Origin of the sequence: Paenibacillus tritici (assembly GCF_013204885.1) — a bacterium.
Classification (GTDB): domain Bacteria; phylum Bacillota; class Bacilli; order Paenibacillales; family Paenibacillaceae; genus Paenibacillus_AQ; species Paenibacillus_AQ tritici.
The window spans coordinates 1-19,687 of record NZ_JABMKX010000034.1 but is presented as its reverse complement, the minus strand read 5'-3'; the positions used below and the strand labels follow the sequence as shown (position 1 = coordinate 19,687).

Annotated in this window: 14 protein-coding genes; 12 read left to right on the top strand and 2 right to left on the bottom strand. The window is 52.6% G+C overall.

Annotated features, from left to right (window positions below):
- Nucleotides 1-22 precede the first annotated feature (22 nt).
- The 10 genes from mglC to HQN87_RS31660 all read left to right on the top strand — a co-directional run bounded on the left by mglC (nt 23) and on the right by HQN87_RS31660 (nt 16,047).
- Nucleotides 23-1,030 carry a galactose/methyl galactoside ABC transporter permease MglC gene (gene mglC, locus HQN87_RS31705; protein WP_173141304.1) on the top strand — a complete coding sequence of 336 codons (1,008 nt, stop codon included), beginning with the start codon at nt 23-25 and terminating at the stop codon, nt 1,028-1,030.
- Nucleotides 1,031-1,464: 434 nt separating this feature from the next.
- A complete protein-coding gene (locus HQN87_RS31700) occupies nt 1,465-2,970 on the top strand; it encodes an alpha/beta hydrolase family protein (RefSeq protein ID WP_173141302.1) in 1,506 nt (501 codons plus the stop codon).
- Nucleotides 2,971-3,766: 796 nt separating this feature from the next.
- On the top strand, nt 3,767-5,728 hold the full coding sequence (locus HQN87_RS31695; RefSeq protein WP_173141300.1) for a WG repeat-containing protein: 1,962 nt from the start codon (nt 3,767-3,769) through the stop codon (nt 5,726-5,728).
- Nucleotides 5,729-6,197: 469 nt separating this feature from the next.
- Complete coding sequence (locus tag HQN87_RS31690; protein WP_254075752.1) at nt 6,198-6,914, top strand: CAP domain-containing protein; 717 nt, start codon at nt 6,198-6,200, stop codon at nt 6,912-6,914.
- A gap of 718 nt (nt 6,915-7,632) precedes the next feature.
- Nucleotides 7,633-8,481, top strand: a complete 849-nt coding sequence (locus HQN87_RS31685) for a GDSL-type esterase/lipase family protein (RefSeq protein ID WP_173141296.1) — start codon at nt 7,633-7,635, stop codon at nt 8,479-8,481.
- Nucleotides 8,482-8,548: 67 nt separating this feature from the next.
- Nucleotides 8,549-9,529, top strand: a complete 981-nt coding sequence (locus HQN87_RS31680) for an ABC transporter ATP-binding protein (protein WP_211720176.1) — start codon at nt 8,549-8,551, stop codon at nt 9,527-9,529.
- Nucleotides 9,522-10,511: an ABC transporter permease gene (locus HQN87_RS31675; RefSeq protein ID WP_173141292.1), complete on the top strand. Its 990-nt coding sequence runs from the start codon at nt 9,522-9,524 to the stop codon at nt 10,509-10,511. The genes HQN87_RS31680 and HQN87_RS31675 overlap by 8 nt, the downstream gene beginning before the upstream one ends.
- 73 nt (nt 10,512-10,584) lie before the next feature.
- The gene (parE, locus tag HQN87_RS31670) at nt 10,585-12,567 is read left to right on the top strand and encodes a DNA topoisomerase IV subunit B (protein ID WP_173141290.1); all 1,983 of its coding nucleotides are present in this window, start codon (nt 10,585-10,587) and stop codon (nt 12,565-12,567) included.
- Between the two features lie 396 nt (nt 12,568-12,963).
- On the top strand, nt 12,964-15,405 hold the full coding sequence (gene gyrA / locus HQN87_RS31665) for a DNA gyrase subunit A (protein WP_173141288.1): 2,442 nt from the start codon (nt 12,964-12,966) through the stop codon (nt 15,403-15,405).
- Nucleotides 15,406-15,603: 198 nt separating this feature from the next.
- Nucleotides 15,604-16,047: a MarR family winged helix-turn-helix transcriptional regulator gene (locus HQN87_RS31660; RefSeq protein WP_173141320.1), complete on the top strand. Its 444-nt coding sequence runs from the start codon at nt 15,604-15,606 to the stop codon at nt 16,045-16,047.
- Between the two features lie 80 nt (nt 16,048-16,127).
- On the opposite strand, the gene HQN87_RS31655 is transcribed toward HQN87_RS31660, so the two are convergent.
- On the bottom strand, nt 16,128-16,874 hold the full coding sequence (locus tag HQN87_RS31655) for an RluA family pseudouridine synthase (protein WP_173141286.1): 747 nt from the start codon (nt 16,872-16,874) through the stop codon (nt 16,128-16,130).
- A 3-nt stretch (nt 16,875-16,877) separates the two neighbouring features.
- Nucleotides 16,878-17,741 carry a class I SAM-dependent methyltransferase gene (locus HQN87_RS31650; RefSeq protein ID WP_173141284.1) on the bottom strand — a complete coding sequence of 288 codons (864 nt, stop codon included), beginning with the start codon at nt 17,739-17,741 and terminating at the stop codon, nt 16,878-16,880.
- A gap of 178 nt (nt 17,742-17,919) precedes the next feature.
- Between HQN87_RS31650 and HQN87_RS31645 the strand changes: the two genes are divergently transcribed.
- Together HQN87_RS31645 and HQN87_RS31640 are read left to right on the top strand one after the other, a co-directional pair.
- Entirely contained in the window at nt 17,920-18,780 is an 861-nt protein-coding gene (locus HQN87_RS31645) for a helix-turn-helix domain-containing protein (RefSeq protein ID WP_173141282.1), read from the top strand.
- A gap of 106 nt (nt 18,781-18,886) precedes the next feature.
- On the top strand, nt 18,887-19,252 hold the full coding sequence (locus tag HQN87_RS31640) for a VOC family protein (RefSeq protein ID WP_173141280.1): 366 nt from the start codon (nt 18,887-18,889) through the stop codon (nt 19,250-19,252).
- Nucleotides 19,253-19,687: the final 435 nt, after the last annotated feature.

Genomic DNA, 19,687 nt, shown 5'->3' with positions numbered 1-19,687 from the left:
ACAATTAAGGAGGAACACAATTATGACTATTAAAAGAGCGCAGTCCTTCGTGACTCAAAACGCAATCTACATCGTGCTGGTACTGCTGATTATGGGGATCATCATATACGAGCCAAGCTTCATGTCCATCAACACCCTGCGGGATGTGCTGATTCAGTCATCCACACGCGTGATTATTGCACTCGGGGTAGCCTTCATCCTGATCACCGCCGGTACCGACTTGTCGGCAGGCCGGGTGGTCGGATTCACAGCGGTCATCTCGGCTTCCATGCTGCAGATACCGGATTACTCCCGCCGCTTCTTCCCGGATCTGCCGCAAGTGCAGGTCTGGCTGCCTATCTTGATTGCTATAGTTGCCGGTCTGCTCTGCGGTCTCGTCAACGGGATTATCGTCTCCAAGCTGAATGTTCCGCCTTTCATCGCCACACTGGGCACTATGCTGATTGTCTACGGGCTGAACTCACTCTACTTCGATATGGACCCTAACCAATCGCAGCCGATCGGCGGCCTGCGTTCCGACTTCACCGACATCGGCTCCGGCTTCATCGGCAGCGGCCAATATTCCATACCTTATATTGTTCTCATCGCTCTTGCCGTCTCGGCGGTAGTCTGGGTGCTGTTCAACAAAACCAAGCTGGGCAAGAACATGTACGCCATCGGCGGCAACATGCAGGCAGCCAAGGTATCCGGGATCAACGTCTCCAAGAACCTGATCTACATCTATGCCATCGCCGGTGCCCTGTACGGTCTGGCCGGTGTGCTCGAAGCGGCCAGAACAGGCGGCGCGACCAATAACTACGGTAACATGTACGAGCTTGACGCCATCGCAGCTTGCGTAGTCGGCGGCGTATCCACTACCGGCGGGATCGGCACTGTTCCCGGCGTCCTGGTCGGGGTTATCATCTTCACCCTGATCAACTACGGCCTGACCTTCATCGGCATCAGCCCGTACTACCAGCTGATCATCAAGGGCCTGATCATCATCGCAGCGGTATCGTTTGATATGCGTAAATATTCGTCGAAAAAGTAAGCGGCTCGGTGATTAACCGTAACTGCGGGGATTTTGGACTTCCGGCCGCTGTTGTCTCCCGATTTCCTGATTTAAACCGCTGATCGCGGTAGAAATCGGGAGACAAAGGCGGGCGCTACCGCTCCTCCAGTTCCAAAATACCCTCCGTTACTCCCATCACCTCACCAAGGCGGGGGAAGCAGGGATAAGCGTTTGCGGTAACTCGCAAACGCTTTTTGGCGTACGGATTTTGGCCCAAGGATTGGGAGGCGAACGCTGCCGCTCCGCCAGTCGGGAGGCGAACGCTACCGCTCCGCCAGTTCCAAAACCCATCTCAGTGATTATGTGCTTACTTGCCTGTAAGGCAAATGTAATCTGGATCAATAGTACCTGCCGCGTTGTTCCTGTATATTAACCTTATCCATGGATGAGATTGGTTTTTAGGGGGAATAGGTGTGAGGTTTTTTGAAATGCTGCTGTTCAGCTCAAGTATAGGTTTGCTGGCTATTCTGTTTGTTTTAAATCCGAGCAGACGAAGGTCTGCCCTGCTCCTGACAAGCGGAGCCGGGTTCATTATTTTAGCGGTACATCTGCTTATTGAAGGATACAGGATTCAACTGTTATTTTTATACGGATTTACGATCCTGATGTTTATACTTTCCATTGGGAACATATTCAGAACACAGACAGCAGGGAGGACAGCTCCGCGAATCCGCAGAGTACTGGGCCGCCTGTTGATTGGGCTTGGACTAATCGCAACGGCGTGCCTCCTGTATGTGTTTCCTGTATTCAGTCTCCCTGCGCCAACTGGCGGGTTGAAGGTAGGCACGCAGGTCTTTCATTTCACCGATCCCAACCGGGCGGAGACCTTAGGAGAATCCGGTACGGGCAAAAGGGAACTGATGGTTCAGGTATGGTATCCGGCTGAAGCCGGCACCGGGAAGTACGCCCCGTTTATCCCCGACACTCCGATTTTACCTTATATGGCGGAGAATTATGGCCTTCCCGGATTTACTTTCGGGCACCTGAAGTATGTGTCCGCTCATGCTTATCCGGCGGCCAAGGTCTCTTCGGCACAGACTGCATACCCGGTTATCCTGGCTAGTCCCGGCTTCGGTTCCTCCAGGTTTCTTCATACCTCACAAGCTGAGAATCTTGCAAGCCACGGGTATATCGTCGCAGTGATCGACCATACCTACAATACTTTTGCAACTGAATTTCCGGACGGCCGGATCACATCGGCTACAACCAATGACTTATTCACGCCAGAGCAAGATTTCAGGACGCAAGCCGGAATCCGTGACGAGTTGGGGCAAATATTAAGCGCTGATGTGGCGTCTGTGCTGGACCAATTCGAACTTATCCAGTCGGGACGCATTCCAAGTCAGCTGCAAGGGAGGCTTGATCTCGGCCATATCGGGGTGTTCGGTCATTCGATCGGCGGGGCGACGGCCTATGATGCTGCTTATGATCCGCGGATCACGGCTGGAATCGACCTGGATGGAGGACTTTACCGGCTGCGGGATCGTGAGAGTTTGTCTAAGCCATTCCTGTTCATGAACTCGGAAAGCTACTACGAAACATTACGCAGGGTGATGGATAATCGTATATACACCGATGAAGAACTTGAACGTGAGGGAAAGACCAGGGAATGGGCGGATCAGGAGAGGGAGGACAAAAAGCTGGAGCTTGAAAAGATGCGCGCAACGCTTCCCGCAGGAGGACAACTCATCTATATAGACGATACGGAGCATTTGAATTTTACGGATGTACAGTTCGTTTCACCGGTATTCCAACGGCTGGGGATTACAGGAGCGTTGGCGCCCGGAAGAGCAAGCTCCGTGATCAACGCCTATATGCTGGATTTTTTCGATCTGTATTTGAAAAATAAAAACGGGACCTTAATGCAAGGACCAGATAGCCGCTATCCGGAGGTAAAGTTCGTAACCCCGCAGTTGTAATCACGGAGCAGGCTATATTGCCGCCGGGTGGGTTCGGAGTAATTAAAGATTGTTGTAAGAACTGCAACTCCTCTCCATGGATAGAGGGATGCTTGGGGGGATGCTGCATGAAATACAACAATCTCTCCTTTAATCTGCTAATGGCTGGTGGAATGCTGACTTTTGTGCAACAAATTTAGTTTGCGGTCGATATTTTGAGATGAAAGTTGCATTTTAGGCAGGATTAAACTACGAGAGGTGATAAATTTTTTCATATGTGAGAGACAGCAGGCTCGGCCGAGTCAAATGATTGGGTTTATGCATTACTATCGAATTTTCAGCGAGCCACGCCCGGCAGAAGCTTACCCTAAGGTATCATATCTATTCCAAGGGCAGGCGAAGCTGCCCTTGAACAACCGGTACACACCCTCCGAAAGGGTGTGTTTGTGTTGCTCTTAAGGTTGCAGGTTATAGGTTTGCAGGTTGTAGTTTGTAGGTTTTATCTTGGTTTTGCTGAAGAAAAGGTTCAAAGTAACGGAGGGGATTTTGGAACTGGAGGAGCGTAGCGTCCGCCTTTAGGTTTGGATTTCTACCGCAAATAGCGGTTCGAATCAGGAAATCCAAACCTAACAGCGGCCGGAAGTCCAAAATCACCGCAGATACGGCAGGGTACCTTTTACTATTCTTTTAAACAACGCCGCACTCTCTACGCTCATATTTCTCGCATTCCCAGTCTACATTCCCAAGCACATACACACCCTTTCCCCCCTCGCCTCATATTCTATAGGCAAAAGCCCTTGTAAAGGAGAACGACTGAATGCTGAGAATTAAGCTGAACGAGCTGGGAAAAGGAACAGACAACGGTCTGATTGTGGCGGAGGTATGGCGGTGGGACGGCATCGGCTGGAACGAGTGTATTCCGCAGCAGGAGGAGGATTTCATCCGCGCGGATGAGGATCTGTTCGTGACGATTCCCGCAGAGGCGGGATTATATCGGGTAGACTACTCCAAAAAGCCGCTGGAGGCGCTCATTGTGCTCCCTGATGACGGCGGAGGACTGCGGGCAGAGCTGCTGCATCCGGCCCCTTTTAAGCTGACGGAGGGTACGCTGTGGGGATACATCAACAATGACGGGCGGGTCGTAATTGAACCGAGATATGATTATGCCGAAGAGTTTCAGGAGAATGGACTGGCGGTGGTGCAGCGCGGGAATGTCAGCGGTCTGATCGACAGCTCCGGGCGGGAGCGGGTTAAGCCGGTATATTCATTTATTGGCCCCTTTGCCGAAGGGCGGGCCGTGGTTTCCGACGCGAAGGGCTACACCTTTATCGACGAGAAAGGCAAAGAGGTGACGTCAGCACGTTATGACTATCTGAACTCGCTGCATGAAGGCCGGGCCCTGTTCTCCAAGCAGAGCACGACTGCCGGCAATTCCCGTTACGGTTTCCTTGATGCCCAGGGCAAAGAGGTGCTGCCAGCCGTCTATCTGGATGCCGGAGATTTCTCGGATGGGACAGCACTGGTCAAAATAGCAGAAGGCGAATACGCGCTGATTGATCTGCAAGGCAACGTGCAGCATACGTACAAATATCCTTTTGTCGGTTATCCGGGGGATGGGCTACTGGCCTTCCAGGCTACGGCGGATGGCAAATACGGCTATCTCCGCACAGACGGCACGATCGCGATTGAGCCTAAGTATACAGCGGCTTTGCCCTTCTCCGAGGGCCGGGCGGTGATCAACACAGCCGAGAATTACGGCAATGCCTACGGCCTGATCGACAAGCAGGGCAAACTGATTATTCCCGCAGTCTATTATGAGGTACAGCAGCTGGGAGAGAACCGCGTTGCGCTGGGAACGCCGCTGTATGCCGCACAGCCCTACAGAGGTTCGAGTTATGTGATCGCCGATGCGCTTACGGGAAGAATACTCAGCACTCATCCGCTGCTGGGAGTGAACAATTATCAGAAGGGGCTGGCGTCGGTGTACGATGCCAAGGAGACATATTTCATTGATACCAGCGGCAAAAAATCCGCCCAGCCCCCGGTCATCCCAGGCTCAGGTTCACTCTCCTTCAGCGGCAATCTGATCCGGGCGGATATTGATCTGCGCACAGCATATTATGACCGCAAAGGAAAGCAGGTCTGGCGGCAGAACGGTGTCATTCCGCTCAGACCGCCGTACTCTGTGCTGGAGAAGAAATTCAAGCCGAACCAGGATTACCTCGTCTATTATCCGGTGGTGGAAGGCATTGCCGTCATTGAGGTATCCAAAGCCGTAAATGAGAAGCTGCGCAGCCTGTCCCTGGCAGATGGGGCCGGAACCGGGGGAACCGATCAGGATTTCAGCTATACGGGGGATTTCGCCGTATCCTTCTTCCGTAAGAACCTGCTGGTGCTGGAGCTTACCGGATACCATTTCCCGTTCGGAGCGGCCCATGGCATGCCGACCCGGATCTATGAGCATATCAACCTGCGCACCGGCAAATTTTACAGTCTCAGTGATCTGTTCAAGCCCGGCAGCAAATATGTCCAGAAGCTCAGTGACATTGTCGGCAAGCAGATTGCGAATGATCCGCAGTATTCCTATGTTTTTCCGGACACGTACAAGGGCATTACAGCCAATCAGCCTTTTTATGTCGATGGTGAGGCGTTGTATCTCTATTTTGCTCCTTATGAAATTGCTCCGTACGCAGCAGGATTCCCGACCTTCCGGATTCCGTATGCGGAGATTATGGGCCTGATCTCGACCGAAGGGGAGTTCTGGCAGTCGTTTCATTAAAAGAAAGCGGTGAGCGGACCGATATATAAGGTAGGACTAAGGACCGTCCTGTAGAGGACGGTTTTTTAAAATAAAAGAAGTTATATGTTGCACACGATAACTTATCCTTCTATTTCTCGCTGAAACGGTACCGTCCTTCAAAAGGACGGCAAAGCCGTTTCCGCTTGCAATTTAAGGGTTTAGCTATCTTTAAGCTATCAATCATCTTTCTATTTCCAGCTTGCCTTTATGGGATATTGTTGATTTGCACCGGGAGCGGACAAGCTTTGGTTGTCGAGAAAAATGACATAATTTAGAAGCGCACAGCCGATAATTATGTGTTACAATGACTGAGGAACAAATTACAACTTTGTAACAATTGATGATCGACACTCCCGGCCGCACGATAGAATACAACATGAATTAAGGAGATGGCAGAATGAAAAGCAAGACTTTGAGAGCAATGATAGGTGGAAGTGTAGCAGCTGTTATGGCACTTAGTATTTCTCTTCCATTACAGGCCAACGCAGCAGCCGGTGCCCCTGCGGCAGCCGGATCAGATATGAATTTCGCACAATTCATGGAATATTTCACACAGAACAATGCAAAGACATTTGTACTTGATGGCAATACGTTCACGGTCACCAAAACCATTATTTATAAAACCCCTGTTGCAGCGGCTCCGACAGCAGCACAGCCGGTGGCAACGGCTAAGCCTGTTGCAACCCCTGCACCTGTAGCTACAGCTAAGCCGGTAGCAGTACCCGCTGCAACCGCGAAGCCCGTTACAACCCCAGCCCCGGCTCCGACAACCGTTGCTGCTGTTAGTAACAACGCATCGAGCTACACTCAGCAGGTAGTAGCCCTGGTGAACAAAGAACGCGCTGCAGCTGGACTGGCCCCTGTCTCCGCGCTCGACAGCCTGAACAAAGTGGCTGCAGCGAAAGCGGCAGATATGCGCTCGAATAAATACTTTTCACACACTTCTCCGACCTACGGATCACCGTTCGATATGATGTCTGCGTTCGGGATCACTTATAAGGCAGCCGGTGAGAACATCGCTATGGGCCAGAAGACTCCGCAGGAAGTAATGACTGCCTGGATGAACAGCCCCGGCCACAAGGCCAACATTCTGAGTGCGAATTTCAATTACATCGGTGTAGGCTTCGACAATAATTACTGGGTTCAGGAATTCATCGGTAAATAATATCCAACTCAACGTGTCTTAACTTAGCTTAACTTAGCTCTTATGCATCATTCGTATGCATCATTCGTCCTCCGGTTTCCGGGGGGCGTTTTTTTGTTTAACCAGCCAGGGAATGAGTATCGTCTTCCAATGTGGATAATAGGGGAGAGGAAACAGTTGGATTTTATCCACCTGCTGTTGGACAAATGAACCGTATTTACACAGCAGATGGAAAAACAACACTTATATTATGTCTTTCCACCCAAAGTAGCGAAAACTAACATTATTAGTTGTTGTTTATCCACTTGCTTCCCTCCACAGCTCTGAATTCCACGAACTAAGATACATTTTTCCACTAGCATTCTAGGAAGTGGATGCAGTTTCGCATTATGCAGTTTGCATGATGCAGTATCGTAGCCCCGCACGATCAGCGCAGCACCATCGTGTAGCCCTTCCTGCTACCCACCGTTTAGGTGGAAGCGGCGGAGGGGGTTTTGGAACTGCAGGAGCGGTAGCGACCGCCTTTGTCTGCAGATTTCCACCGCTGATGCGGTATAAATCAAGAAATCTGCAGACAACAGCGGCCGAAAGTCCAAAATCACCGCAGCCGCGCCCCCCACCTAAACATTCCCCCGTTATATTTGCAAATTAAGCAAAGAAGAATTATGTTTATCTACATAGTTAAGAAATTTGTAAATGATGGACATTGGACAATAGTACGGCATATGGAGGGATAGCATTGAATGATTCCAAATGGACATGGCGGGCCGTGAGCCTGGTGTCCATCCTGGCAACTTTACTTTTGATCACAGGATTTGTGTATGCGGTAGGCGACATCCTGAACCCAAAGGGAGAGAAGCTCCTGTCTTCCCTTCCTCAGGAGACGGCTGTACCGACGGCCGCTGCAAGCGACGAATACAAGATTCTGGCGCTTGGCGACTCTCTGGCCAAAGGGACCGGCGACAATTCCGGGGAAGGATTCGTAAGACGCACGCTTACAGCATTATCGGCCAATGAAGGCAAAGCTGAGCTGCTGGGCAACATGGGAATTAACGGCCTGACCACAACCGCCCTGGAGAGCAAGCTGAAGGAAGAAGGCGTGCAATACGCGCTGCGTCAGGCGAATGTAATTCTGATCTCCATTGGCGGCAATGATCTGTTCCGGGGTTCGAATATTATGGGGACCCCCGCTACTCCTAAGGTTGAAGGCTCCAAGCCCGTACCAACTGCATCCGCCAATGATTTGACCCCTGAATCGCTGCTCTCCGCACTGCCTGAAGCGGCCAAACGGCTCGGCAGTATTCTGGATACGGTAGCAAAGATAAATCCGCAGGCACAGGTATATTACATTGGCCTATATAATCCCTTCGGAGATATCCCCGAGCTGCTTACACCAGGCAATCAGGCCGTAACAGCGTGGAACAATACAGCCATGGATATGATTAACAAGCACAGCAATATGACGCTCGTTCCGACCTTTGATCTGTTCGACCGGCATCTGGACAAGTATCTCTCCAATGATCATTTTCACCCGAATGGGGACGGTTATCAGCGGATGAGTGAGCGGATTGTACAAGCTGTACGTTAATTCCGGGACAGAAGAGCGCACCAAATAGCTTACAACAGAAATGACTGTGGCAAGGAGTTGGATACGGATGGCGAGACCATTACATGATGAACCGGGAGAGGTAGTTCTTTCCGCCCAGGGAGTCCGCAAAAAAATCGGCCGCAAATGGATCATAGATGATGTTACGTTTGACGTTAAAAAAGGGGAAATCTTCGGCTTTCTCGGCCCGAACGGAGCGGGCAAAACAACGACCATCCGCATGTTAGTTGACCTGATCCGTCCAAGCGCAGGCACCATCACGGTGTGCGGCTATAATGTGAACAAGAATCCCGAAAAAGCGCTGCAATACGTAGGCTCCATCGTCGAGAATCCCGAGGTCTATACATATCTGACTGGCTGGGAGAACCTGCAGCATTTCGCCCGTATGCAGCCTGGAGTAGATGAGCAGCGAATTGCCGAAGTGGTGGACATTGTGCGGCTGGATCAGCGCATTCACGATAAAGTCAGCACCTATTCACTGGGTATGCGCCAGCGGCTGGGTATAGCTCAAGCCCTGCTGGGCCGCCCCCGGCTGCTGATCCTGGATGAGCCGACCAACGGACTGGACCCGAAGGGAATCAAGGAGCTGCGCGAATTCATCCGTAAGCTGGCAGACGAAGGGCTGGCTGTATTTGTGTCCAGTCATCTGCTGAGTGAAATTCAGCTGCTGTGCGACCGGGTCGCCATTATCAGCAAAGGCCGTGTACTCGCCGTAGGCGGTGTAGACGAGCTGGTTGCCCGCAATTCTCCTTATGTCCTGTGGGAGCTGGAGCCGCTGGAGCGGGCGAGAGACCTGCTGTCCATGCGGCCGGATATTGCGCTTCTAAGTCTGGACGAGGTGACCCTGGATGATTCGATCATCGCAGGCATGGGCGCGAATTCCCTGATTACGGTGATGGAAGAGGATTTGATCCCGGAGATCGTAGCCGTGCTGGTTACCCAAGAGGTAGAAGTCCGCGCTGTGCATAAAATTAACCCAACACTGGAACAGCTATTCTTGAAGCTAACGGAAGGTGAATCTATTGACTAACCTGCTGCCGCTCATCCGAAATGAGTGTCTGAAGATTATAAAAAAGAAACGTTTCTATGTCATCCTGCTGATTCTGCTGGTGCTGGTGCCAATGTTTACCTATGCCCAGATGCGTATAGCAGAACGCAGCCGTGACAAGTTTAACTCTGACTGGAGGCTGGAGATCCAGCAGCAAATCACCGATAACCAGAACTCGCTCGGCAGCGACCGGATTCCCGAGGAATGGAAGTCCTACCGGCGGGTGTTTCTCCAGCAGCTGCAATATTATCTGGACCACGATGTGAACCCGAACGAGCCTAGCGGTGTCACGTTCACCCGGGAATTCCTCAATAATTCCGTGTCCCTGTTCATTCCGCTGCTGATCATGGCGGTTGCCTCCGACCTGGTCTCCGGCGAGAGGACGACAGGAACGATCAAGATGCTGCTGACCCGTCCGGTCAGACGCTGGAAGGTGCTGTTCAGCAAAATGGCAGCCCTGCTGATGTTCGTATCGCTGATCGTCCTGTCGGTATTCGTGATCAGCTATCTGATCTCGGGGCTGGCTTTTGGATATAAAGGATTCAATGTTCCGGTCTTCACGGGCTTCCAGATAAGCGGTGATACGGTCGATATGTCCAAAGTTCATGCCGTGGCGCAGTGGAAGTATCTGCTGATGCAGGGCGGACTGATCTGGTTCGTCAGCATAGTGGTGGCCCTGCTGGCCTTCATGGTGTCGGTGCTGGTACGCAGCACGGCTGCGAGTATTGTGGTGATGATGGCGGCGCTGATTGCCGGGACCATTCTGACCAACATGGCTTCTGCCTGGACGGCGGCCAAATATTTATTTATGGTCAACATGGAGCTTACCACTTATTTAGCCGGGACTCCTGCGCCGATAGAGGGCATGACACTGGGCTTTTCGATGGCGGTTCTGGGGATTTGGGGACTGGCTGCCGTAATCATTTCATTCGCCGTCTTTACGAAACGGGATATTTTGAATTAGAATGTACAAAGTGAACGAAAACGTTTGTTTGCATTTTTAGAGAGATAGGAAGACAAGTGAAGGAGGAGCATGAATGCTCGAACAGATCGATATGTTTGCAAAAGTCTCTAAGAACGGCGAAGCAGGCCGGACTGGATACGATGCTGACGACATTCAGGTGCTCGAAGGTCTGGTTGCGGTCCGCAAACGGCCCGGCATGTATATTGGCAGTACGAGTTCCTCGGGTCTGCACCATTTAGTATGGGAAATAGTAGATAATGCCGTAGATGAGCATTTGGCCAAGTTTTGCTCGAAGATTGATATTACACTGCGTAAGGACGGATCGGTGACCGTCATTGACAACGGACGCGGCATACCGACCGGAATGCACAAGACAGGAGTCCCCACCCCGCAGGTTGTATTCACCATTCTGCATGCAGGGGGCAAGTTCGGCGGCTCCGGCTACAAGAAATCGGGCGGTCTGCACGGTGTCGGGGCTTCCGTAACCAATGCGTTGTCCGAGTGGCTGGAAGTGGAGATTTACCGCGAAGGCAAGATTCACCGTCAGCGCTTCGAATACTGGGTCGACAAAAGCGGAAAAGAACATGTCGGTGAGCCTGTGACCGGTCTTGAGATACTGGGGAATACGAATAAGACCGGTTCGAAGATTACCTTCAAGCCGGATGTTCGCGTCTTCGCTGCGGGCATTTCATTCAACTATGATACCCTTGCCGAACGGGTACAGGAGATCGCCTTCCTGAATTCCGGGCTCAGAATCAATCTGAGCGACGAGCGCAGCGGGCGTCAGGATGAATTTTTCTATGAAGGCGGCGCCAGCCAGTTCGTGCAATTCCTTAACGAGGGCAAGGATGTATTGCACGATGTGATTCATTTCAGCTCCGAGAAGGACGAGATTGAAGTCGAGATCGCGCTCCAGTACAATGCGGGTTATACGGAGACCATCGCTTCTTTTGTGAACTCCATCCCAACACGCAGCGGGGGAACGCATGAGACAGGCTTCAAGACAGCGTATACCCGTGTGCTGAACGATTATGCCCGCCGGACACAGCTGCTCAAGGAGAAGGATAAGAATCTGGAGGGCAATGATCTGCGCGAAGGCATGATGGCAGTCATCAGCATCAAGATGTCGGATGTGGAATTCGTCGGACAGACGAAGGATCAGCTGGGAAGTGCTTCTGCCCGCAGCGCTGTGGACTTCATTGTCTCCGAGAAAATGGCCCGCTTCCTGGAGGAGAATCCCCAGGTCGCGCAGAGCCTGCTGAAGAAATCGATCCAGGCCTCCAAAGCCCGTGAAGCGGCCCGCAAAGCCCGTGACGAGATCCGCAGCGGCAAGAAACGCAGTGAAAGCTCGAACCTTGGCGGCAAGCTGTCGCCTGCACAGTCCAAGGATGTTACACGTACCGAGATCTTCATCGTGGAGGGCGATTCGGCCGGAGGTTCGGCGAAGCAGGGCCGTGATTCCAAGATTCAGGCCATTCTGCCGCTGAAGGGCAAGCCGATGAATCCCGAGAAGGCCAAGCTGCTGGATATCCTGAAGAATGACGAATACAAGGCGATCATTTCGGCAATCGGTGCGGGAATCGGGCCTGATTTTGCCGTAGAGGACAGCAATTATTCCAAAATCATCATTATGACCGATGCCGATACGGACGGAGCGCATATTCAGGTGCTGCTGCTGACCTTCTTCTACCGCTACATGAAGCCGCTGATTGACGCCGGCAAGGTCTATATCGCCCAGCCGCCGCTGTATAAGCTGACGCGCAAATCGGGCAAGCTGGAGACAGTCCGCTACGCCTGGAGCGATGAGGAATTGCAGAATTATCTGAAGGAATTCGGGAAGAACTTCGAGCTGCAGCGTTACAAGGGACTCGGAGAGATGAACCCGGATCAGCTGTGGGAGACAACGATGAATCCCGAATCGCGTACGCTCCTGCAGGTGCAGATTGAGGATGCCGCCAAGGCGGAACGCCGCGTCTCTACGCTGATGGGCGATAAGGTGGACCCACGGAAGCGCTGGATTGTAGAGAACGTCGATTTCACAGAAATCGTGGAGTAACAAAGATCGTAAGTAGTAGTGGGAAGTGACGATAACTTCCGCTGTTTATAATTTTTTGATGATCACTTACGCGAAGCAAATGGGATATTCACGGGTTGCTGAACTATGAATTGTTAAACGAATAGAAGGGAAAGTAACGAAGGGGATTTTGGAACTGGAGGAGCGCCAGCGACCGCCTTTGTCTCCGGATTTCTACCGCGATCAGCGGTTTCAATCAAGAAATCTGGAGACAACAGCGGCCGGAAGTCCAAAGTCACCGCAGTTACGGTCATTCCTTCTACCCGGATTACGATTTCGTTTTGAGGCAATATGAATTGAATATCTCAGGCGCCAAGCGTCCTGGGTCATCAATCATTACAAACGCGGACAGATTGAGGAACAGAAGGTGAAGAGGAAATGAGTAGTTTATCAGAGCAATTTTTGCCGGCTTTTCTGGAAGAGGTCGTAGGTGACCGGTTTGGCCGGTATTCCAAATATATCATTCAGGACCGGGCGATCCCGGACGTTCGCGACGGGCTGAAGCCTGTGCAGCGCCGGATTTTGTATGCCATGTACGATTCAGGCAATACGCCGGATAAGCCCTACCGCAAGTCAGCCAAAACCGTGGGTGATGTCATGGGTAACTATCACCCCCACGGGGATTCCTCGATCTACGACGGAATGGTGCGGATGGCCCAGCCTTGGAAGATGGGGCATGTGCTGGTGGACGGACACGGTAACTGGGGTTCGATGGATGATGACCCGGCAGCAGCTATGCGTTATACAGAAGCACGCCTGTCGCCGATTGCCCTGGAGATGATGCGTGATATTGAGAAGCGCACCGTTCTGTTCAAGGACAACTTCGATAATACCGCCAAGGAGCCGGTGGTGGTTCCTTCCCGTTATCCGAATCTGCTGGTCAACGGGACTAGCGGAATCTCGGCCGGGTTCGCTACAGAGATTCCGCCGCATAACCTGCGCGAGGTCATTGACGCCTGTATCGCTGTTATGCAGAAGCCGAATATCGAGCTGGAGGATATCATGACCTTCATCAAGGGGCCGGATTTCCCTACAGGCGGAACGATTATGGGCGGAGACGGCATCATGGATGCCTATCGTACCGGTAAAGGCCGCATCTATCTGCGGTCCAAGACAGAGATTGAGAATCTGCGCGGCGGCAAGCAGCAAATTGTGATCACCGAGGTGCCTTTTCAGATTGTGAAGTCACGGCTTGTGACCTCCATGGAGAACATCCGTCTGGAGAAGAAGATTGAAGGCATTGCCGAAGTGCGCGATGAGAGTGGCCGCGAGGGACTGCGGATTGTGGTGGAACTGAAGAAGGAAGCGGATGCGAACGGCATTCTGGCTTACCTGCTCAAAAAAACCGATCTGCAGATCACCTACAATTTCAACATGGTCGCCATTGTCAACAAGGCTCCGCAGCAGCTTGGACTCAAAGCGATCCTAGAAGCATACATTGCCCATCAGCGTGAAGTGGTAACACACCGTACCCAGTTCGATCTGGAGCGGGCGGAGGACCGTGCCCATGTCCTGGAAGGACTGGTCAAGGCGCTGAACATTCTGGATGAAGTTATCGCTGCCATCAAGGCTTCGAAGAACCGCCAGGATGCCCAGAATAACCTGGTGTGGATGTTTGGCTTCAGCGAACGCCAGGCCGATTCTATTCTGACCTTGCAGCTCTACCGGTTAACCAATCTGGAGATTCATTCCCTCCAGAAGGAGCTGGATGAGATGCATGCCAAGATCGCTGTGCTGCAGGGGATTCTGGACAGTGACAAGAAGCTGATTGCCGTGATCCGCAAGGAGCTGCTGGAGATCCGTGACAAATACGGGATTGAACGCCGTTCCCTCATCCAGGGAGAGGTCGAGGAGCTTAAGGTCAACATGGAGGTTCTGGTGAATGCCGAGGATGTGCTCGTGGCGTTGTCCTCTGACGGCTATATCAAGCGGACCGGTATGCCTTCCTTCACCCGCTCGGGCGGGGAGCGCCACTCCTCTGGCGTCAAGGACGGCGACCATATCGTGAAGCTGCTGGATCTGAATACGCGGGACAGCCTGCTGGTATTCACCCGTAAGGGCCAGTACTTCCTGCTTCCGGTTCATCAGATACCGGAGTTCAAATGGAAGGAGCCGGGGACCGCGATCGTGAACGTGATCGGCCTGGCGAAGGGGGACGGAGTCGTCAGCGTACTGCCGGTCGGCAATCTGGAGGACCCGTCGGCAAGTCTGGTCTTCATCACCCGTAAGGGTCAGGTGAAGCGTACCGAGCTCAAGGAGTACTCTACAAGCCGTTCCGGAGCCGTTGCCGCCTGTAAGGTGGCCGATGGCGATGAGATCATTACAGTGGCTCTGAGCAGCGGTGACAAGGACATCGTGCTGATTACCCGCGAGGGGATGAGCATCCGCTTCAATGAGAGTGAAGTGAACCCGATGGGCCGGGTGGCAACAGGGGTTAGGGGGATTCAGCTCCGTGAAGGGGATGAAGTGGTCTCCTGCTTCTGGGTCAGCGAGGATGAAGGCGAGATACTCGCTGTCTCCGATATAGGTTATGCCAAACGCTCCCTGATGGTGGATTATCCTTCCCAGAGCCGCGGAGGCAAAGGGATGCCGACCTTTGAATTCAAGGAAGGCAAGCGGGTACGCCCGAATGGCAGCAGGCTAGCAGGTGCGTTCTATTGCAAGGAACCGCTGGAGCTTACCGTCATTACCCAGAGCGGGGCTGTGCATTCCTTCTCCTCTGAATCGGCACCGATTGCTGAGCGCCGGTCTACAGGCAAGCAGCTTGTATCCGTTGAGAAGAAGGACGAGATCATCAGCTTATACCCGTCGGTTAAATAACCGGGGCAGAATTATATAGGATCAAATAATAAACGGCGTGTAGCTGCTCAGGTCTGGAGAGCTGCGAACGCCGTTTATTTTTTCAGCAGGCGGAAGGACAAATTTGATTTTATTTTTGTACTCTTGCAGGAAATGGAAGTTATCTCGCGAAAAAGTAAGTATACCGGATAGAGATCCGCAGGAAAGGAAGGAATGAGTGTGCACTCCACTGAATTCAGTAAAATCTGGCATAAGATCTTAAAAGACTATAAGTTACATATGGACAGCAACCTTGCCCCTACACTGACTGATGCCCAGCTTACCGTACTTGAATTGCTGCAGGAGCGTGACGCGATGAAGCCTTCTGACTTGGCCCCTCATCTGGCGACCAGTCCGGCGGCCGTGACCATGCTGCTTGACCGGATGGAGAAGCATAATCTGATTATCCGCGAACGCGATGCCTCCGACCGCAGAATCGTCTGGGTAAGCATCACCGAGACAGGCCAGCAGGAGACCCTGCGCGGACTGAAGGTCCGCAGTGACTTTTTTGCGGAAGCACTGGACCCTATTTCCTCCCATAACCAGCAGCTGCTGCTCTATCTTATGGGGAAGATGGCGGTAGCACCGGGAGTGGAGGCGCCGGCTTCGGTTCAGTCCGTATGAGCATATAACACTTCATCTGTGAATCAGCGGATTCTCCTTATATTATCCAACAAGTATTATCACAAAAAGCAGGCTGTCCGTTACCGGATAGCCTGCTTTTGAATAGTTGGAGTCCATAGATTCCAGGGATAGGCCCCTGGAGGAAGGGAGATCAGCTCGACGTCCTCTTTGGTTACCGGATGCGGGAACCGGGTGAGTGCCGACCATAACGCAATCTGCTGTCCCGGACGGTTCACGGCGGCGCCGTACTTCTGATCCCCGTACAGCGGGCAGCCGATCCCGCTGAGCTGGACACGGATCTGATGGGAGCGGCCGGTCAGGAGATTAATCTTCAGCAGAGAATAACCCTCCGCGCTGCCAATCACGGTATAATCCAGAATCGCTTCCTTGCCGCCCGGTGTTCCCCGGCGGACAATACTGACCGTGTTGCTCTTGGGGTCCTTCAGCAGCGTATCCACCAGTCTGCCCTGTGTCTTAGGAGGCTGGCCGTGCACCACGGTCAGATATACCTTATGAAAGGCATGGGTACGCACGCTCTCGGACAGCCGGGAAGCCGCCTTCGACGTCTTGGCGAAGATCATCGCACCGCCTACAGGCCGGTCCAGCCGGTGAACCAGGCCCATGAAGACATTGCCCGGCTTAGCATAACGTTCCTTCACATCTTCCTTCAGCAGAGTCAGAAGATCCTTATCGCCCGTAGCATCCTCCTGAACCGGAATATTCACAGGCTTCACGATGCCCAGCAGATGGTTGTCCTCATATAGAATGTCGAACCGGGATTGTCCGCTGCCGGATTCTTCAGGAACTCCGTTATTCGCTGGCGTCATGGCTTACGCCTCCCAGCGGCCCAGAATCCCGCAAGGCAGATTCATGCCGGAGGCGGTGATCGGCAGACCGATCTCACCGGAGTTCAGCTTGCCGCCGTAACGTTTGCCCATAGTCATCGACAGCATGTTGCGCAGCACGGTAGGAGAGATACCTGTTGTGTAAGAGTTAATCAGCATGAATAACGGACGGTCGCTCATAATCTCCATGCAGCTCTCCAGGAACGGATACAGGCTGGCTTCCAGCTTCCACATTTCGCCGCCCGGTCCTCTTCCGTAGGAAGGCGGGTCCATGATAATCGCATCATATTTGCTGCCGCGGCGCTGTTCGCGCTGTACGAACTTGAATACATCGTCTGTAATGTAGCGGACCGGCTTGTCGGCAAGGCCCGATAAGGCGACATTCTCCTTGGCCCACTGAACCATGCCCTTGGCAGCATCGACATGCACTACGGAAGCTCCGGCACTTGCTGCCGCAACAGTGGCTCCGCCGGTGTACGCGAACAGATTGAGTACGGAGATCGGACGGTTAGCCGCAGCGATCTTGTCCATCATCCAGCGCCAGTTGGCTGCCTGCTCCGGGAACAGGCCGGTATGCTTGAAGTTCGTGGGGCGGAGGTGGAATTTCAGCTTGCCGTAGCTGATTTTCCAGTCTTCCGGTATAGTCTTCTTCATCTCCCATTGCCCGCCTCCGGCGGAGCTGCGGTGATAATGTCCGTGCACATCGCGCCATTTCGCGCTCTCGCTGGGCAGCGGCCAGATGATCTGCGGGTCCGGACGGCGCAGCACGATATCGCCCCAGCGTTCGAGCTTCTCCCCGCCTCCGGTATCCAGCACTTCATAGTCCTTCCAATCACTTGCTATATACATTATTAATCCATCCTTCAAAAAGTCATTTAGCCTTCATTGTACAACATATAAGCCCGCAGCTACAAACAAAATGGTTGCAAAGCTTGTGACTATTCCCAGTTTAACCAAGAAGCAACGGGTATATGATAGAATTGTGTATATCAGAAACAATGTCAGGAAGTGAAGGAGGCTGAATGGGATGTATAATCTTGCGGAGCTGTATCATCCGATTACCGCCAATCCGGCCGGGGGCGGCGAATATCTGCCGGGCAGGCTGCTTCAGCCGTATATCCGCTGCTTCTGGGGATCTGCCGCAACGCCCGGGAGACAGCCGGAGAAGGGGACAGGCCTTAGTAGAGAAGAAGGTGCCGGTCCCGGGGCAGAAACGATCATACCCGATAGCTGTACGGACATCATATGGGAATGGGATGAGCGGACTGGGGAGTCCGGCGGCATTTTTTGCGGCATCAATGACACTCCATTTGAAGTAGAGCGCACAGCAATGCCTATTCACAAACAACGTTTCGCCATCCGTTTTCATTTCTGGGCGGTTCATCTCTTTGCAGACGAGCCGCTGAGTGATGTGCTGAATGTTCATGCTCCGGTGGAGCAATATTTCCGTACCTTTCGCCAGGAGCTGGGAGACAGGCTGCCGGGCACCCGCACGATGTCCGAGCGCATAGCTGCGGCTGAATTATTCCTTCTGCGGAGACTGGAAATGGCCAACCGCAGCAGTGACGGGATGATGAATGCGGTCCACAGACTGCTTACTTCAAGAGGGAACGTGACGGCAGGGACGCTGGAGAGCACCTCCGGTATCAGCAACCGCCAGCTTGAACGGCTGTTCCGGCAGCATATCGGCCTCCCGCCCAAAAAAGTAGCCGACCTCATCCGCTTCCAGAACGTCTGGCTGGATCTGTACCGTTCCCCGCAGGGCAAAGGCGTGATGCAGGATATGGTGTTCACCTACGGATACAGCCATCAATCGCATTTGATCAATAATTTCAAGAAATTTGCCGGCCGGACACCGCTGGATGCACTGAACCGTGCCCGGGGCTGAATGTCGTTTTTTTGCAATACAAGCGTGTCCGGCGGAAGTACAATAAGCGTAGACAGGCTGACATCAGCCGGATCATATTACAAGCAATGAAGGGAAGGATCACGTTATGATTACATCTTTTGACGGCATCAATCTGTACAGCAAGGACCCGGCTGCCTTAGTAGCCTTCTATTCGGAGGTACTGGGCATACCTGTACCCTTCGAGGGTTACGGAGAATCTGGCGGGGCCAAGGTTGCTATAGACGCCAGCCAGCCCGGGATTATTATATGGAATGCAGCCAAGTGGGAGAACCTTACGACCGGAACGGTTAATCTGGTGTTCTCCTGCAGCAGTCTGGACGAGACTTATGAGCAGCTGAAGGCGAAAGGGCTGGATTGTCAGCCCCCCGCAACCATGGAGTATGGCGGTAAAGAAATGAATTTCCGTGATCCTGACGGCAATGCAATCACCTTGCTTGAAGGCGGATATTGATTGTTTGGCTAATAATATGGATAAATAACAGCGTCAGTCCCGGGCGGCAGTCAAGTCCGGGACTGATGCTGTTTGTGTTTTCTCGCGGAAACGTAAGGAATAGTAGAGTATCAGATTTAATTTTGTGAATAGGCTTGAATCCCGGAGGTTCCGAACCACGGAACTACGCCCGCCCGGCCGAGTTTGCTCCTAACAGACCTGAGAGACCCTATTCCCCGGAAAACACCACGTTTTGCGGTGTAACGGACAGAGTGGACCTTATCGTCTCTCTAAGGAACGTTTAGGAGTGGAATAATCGTTAATAAAGGTCCATGGTGCGACTAGAATAGACTGTGGACAACCGTTAACGTACGGACCGATAATAGAAGTAACGGAGGTGTTCACATGGGAGAACAGCGTCAGCGATATAACGAAGAGTTTAAAAGGGAAACTGTG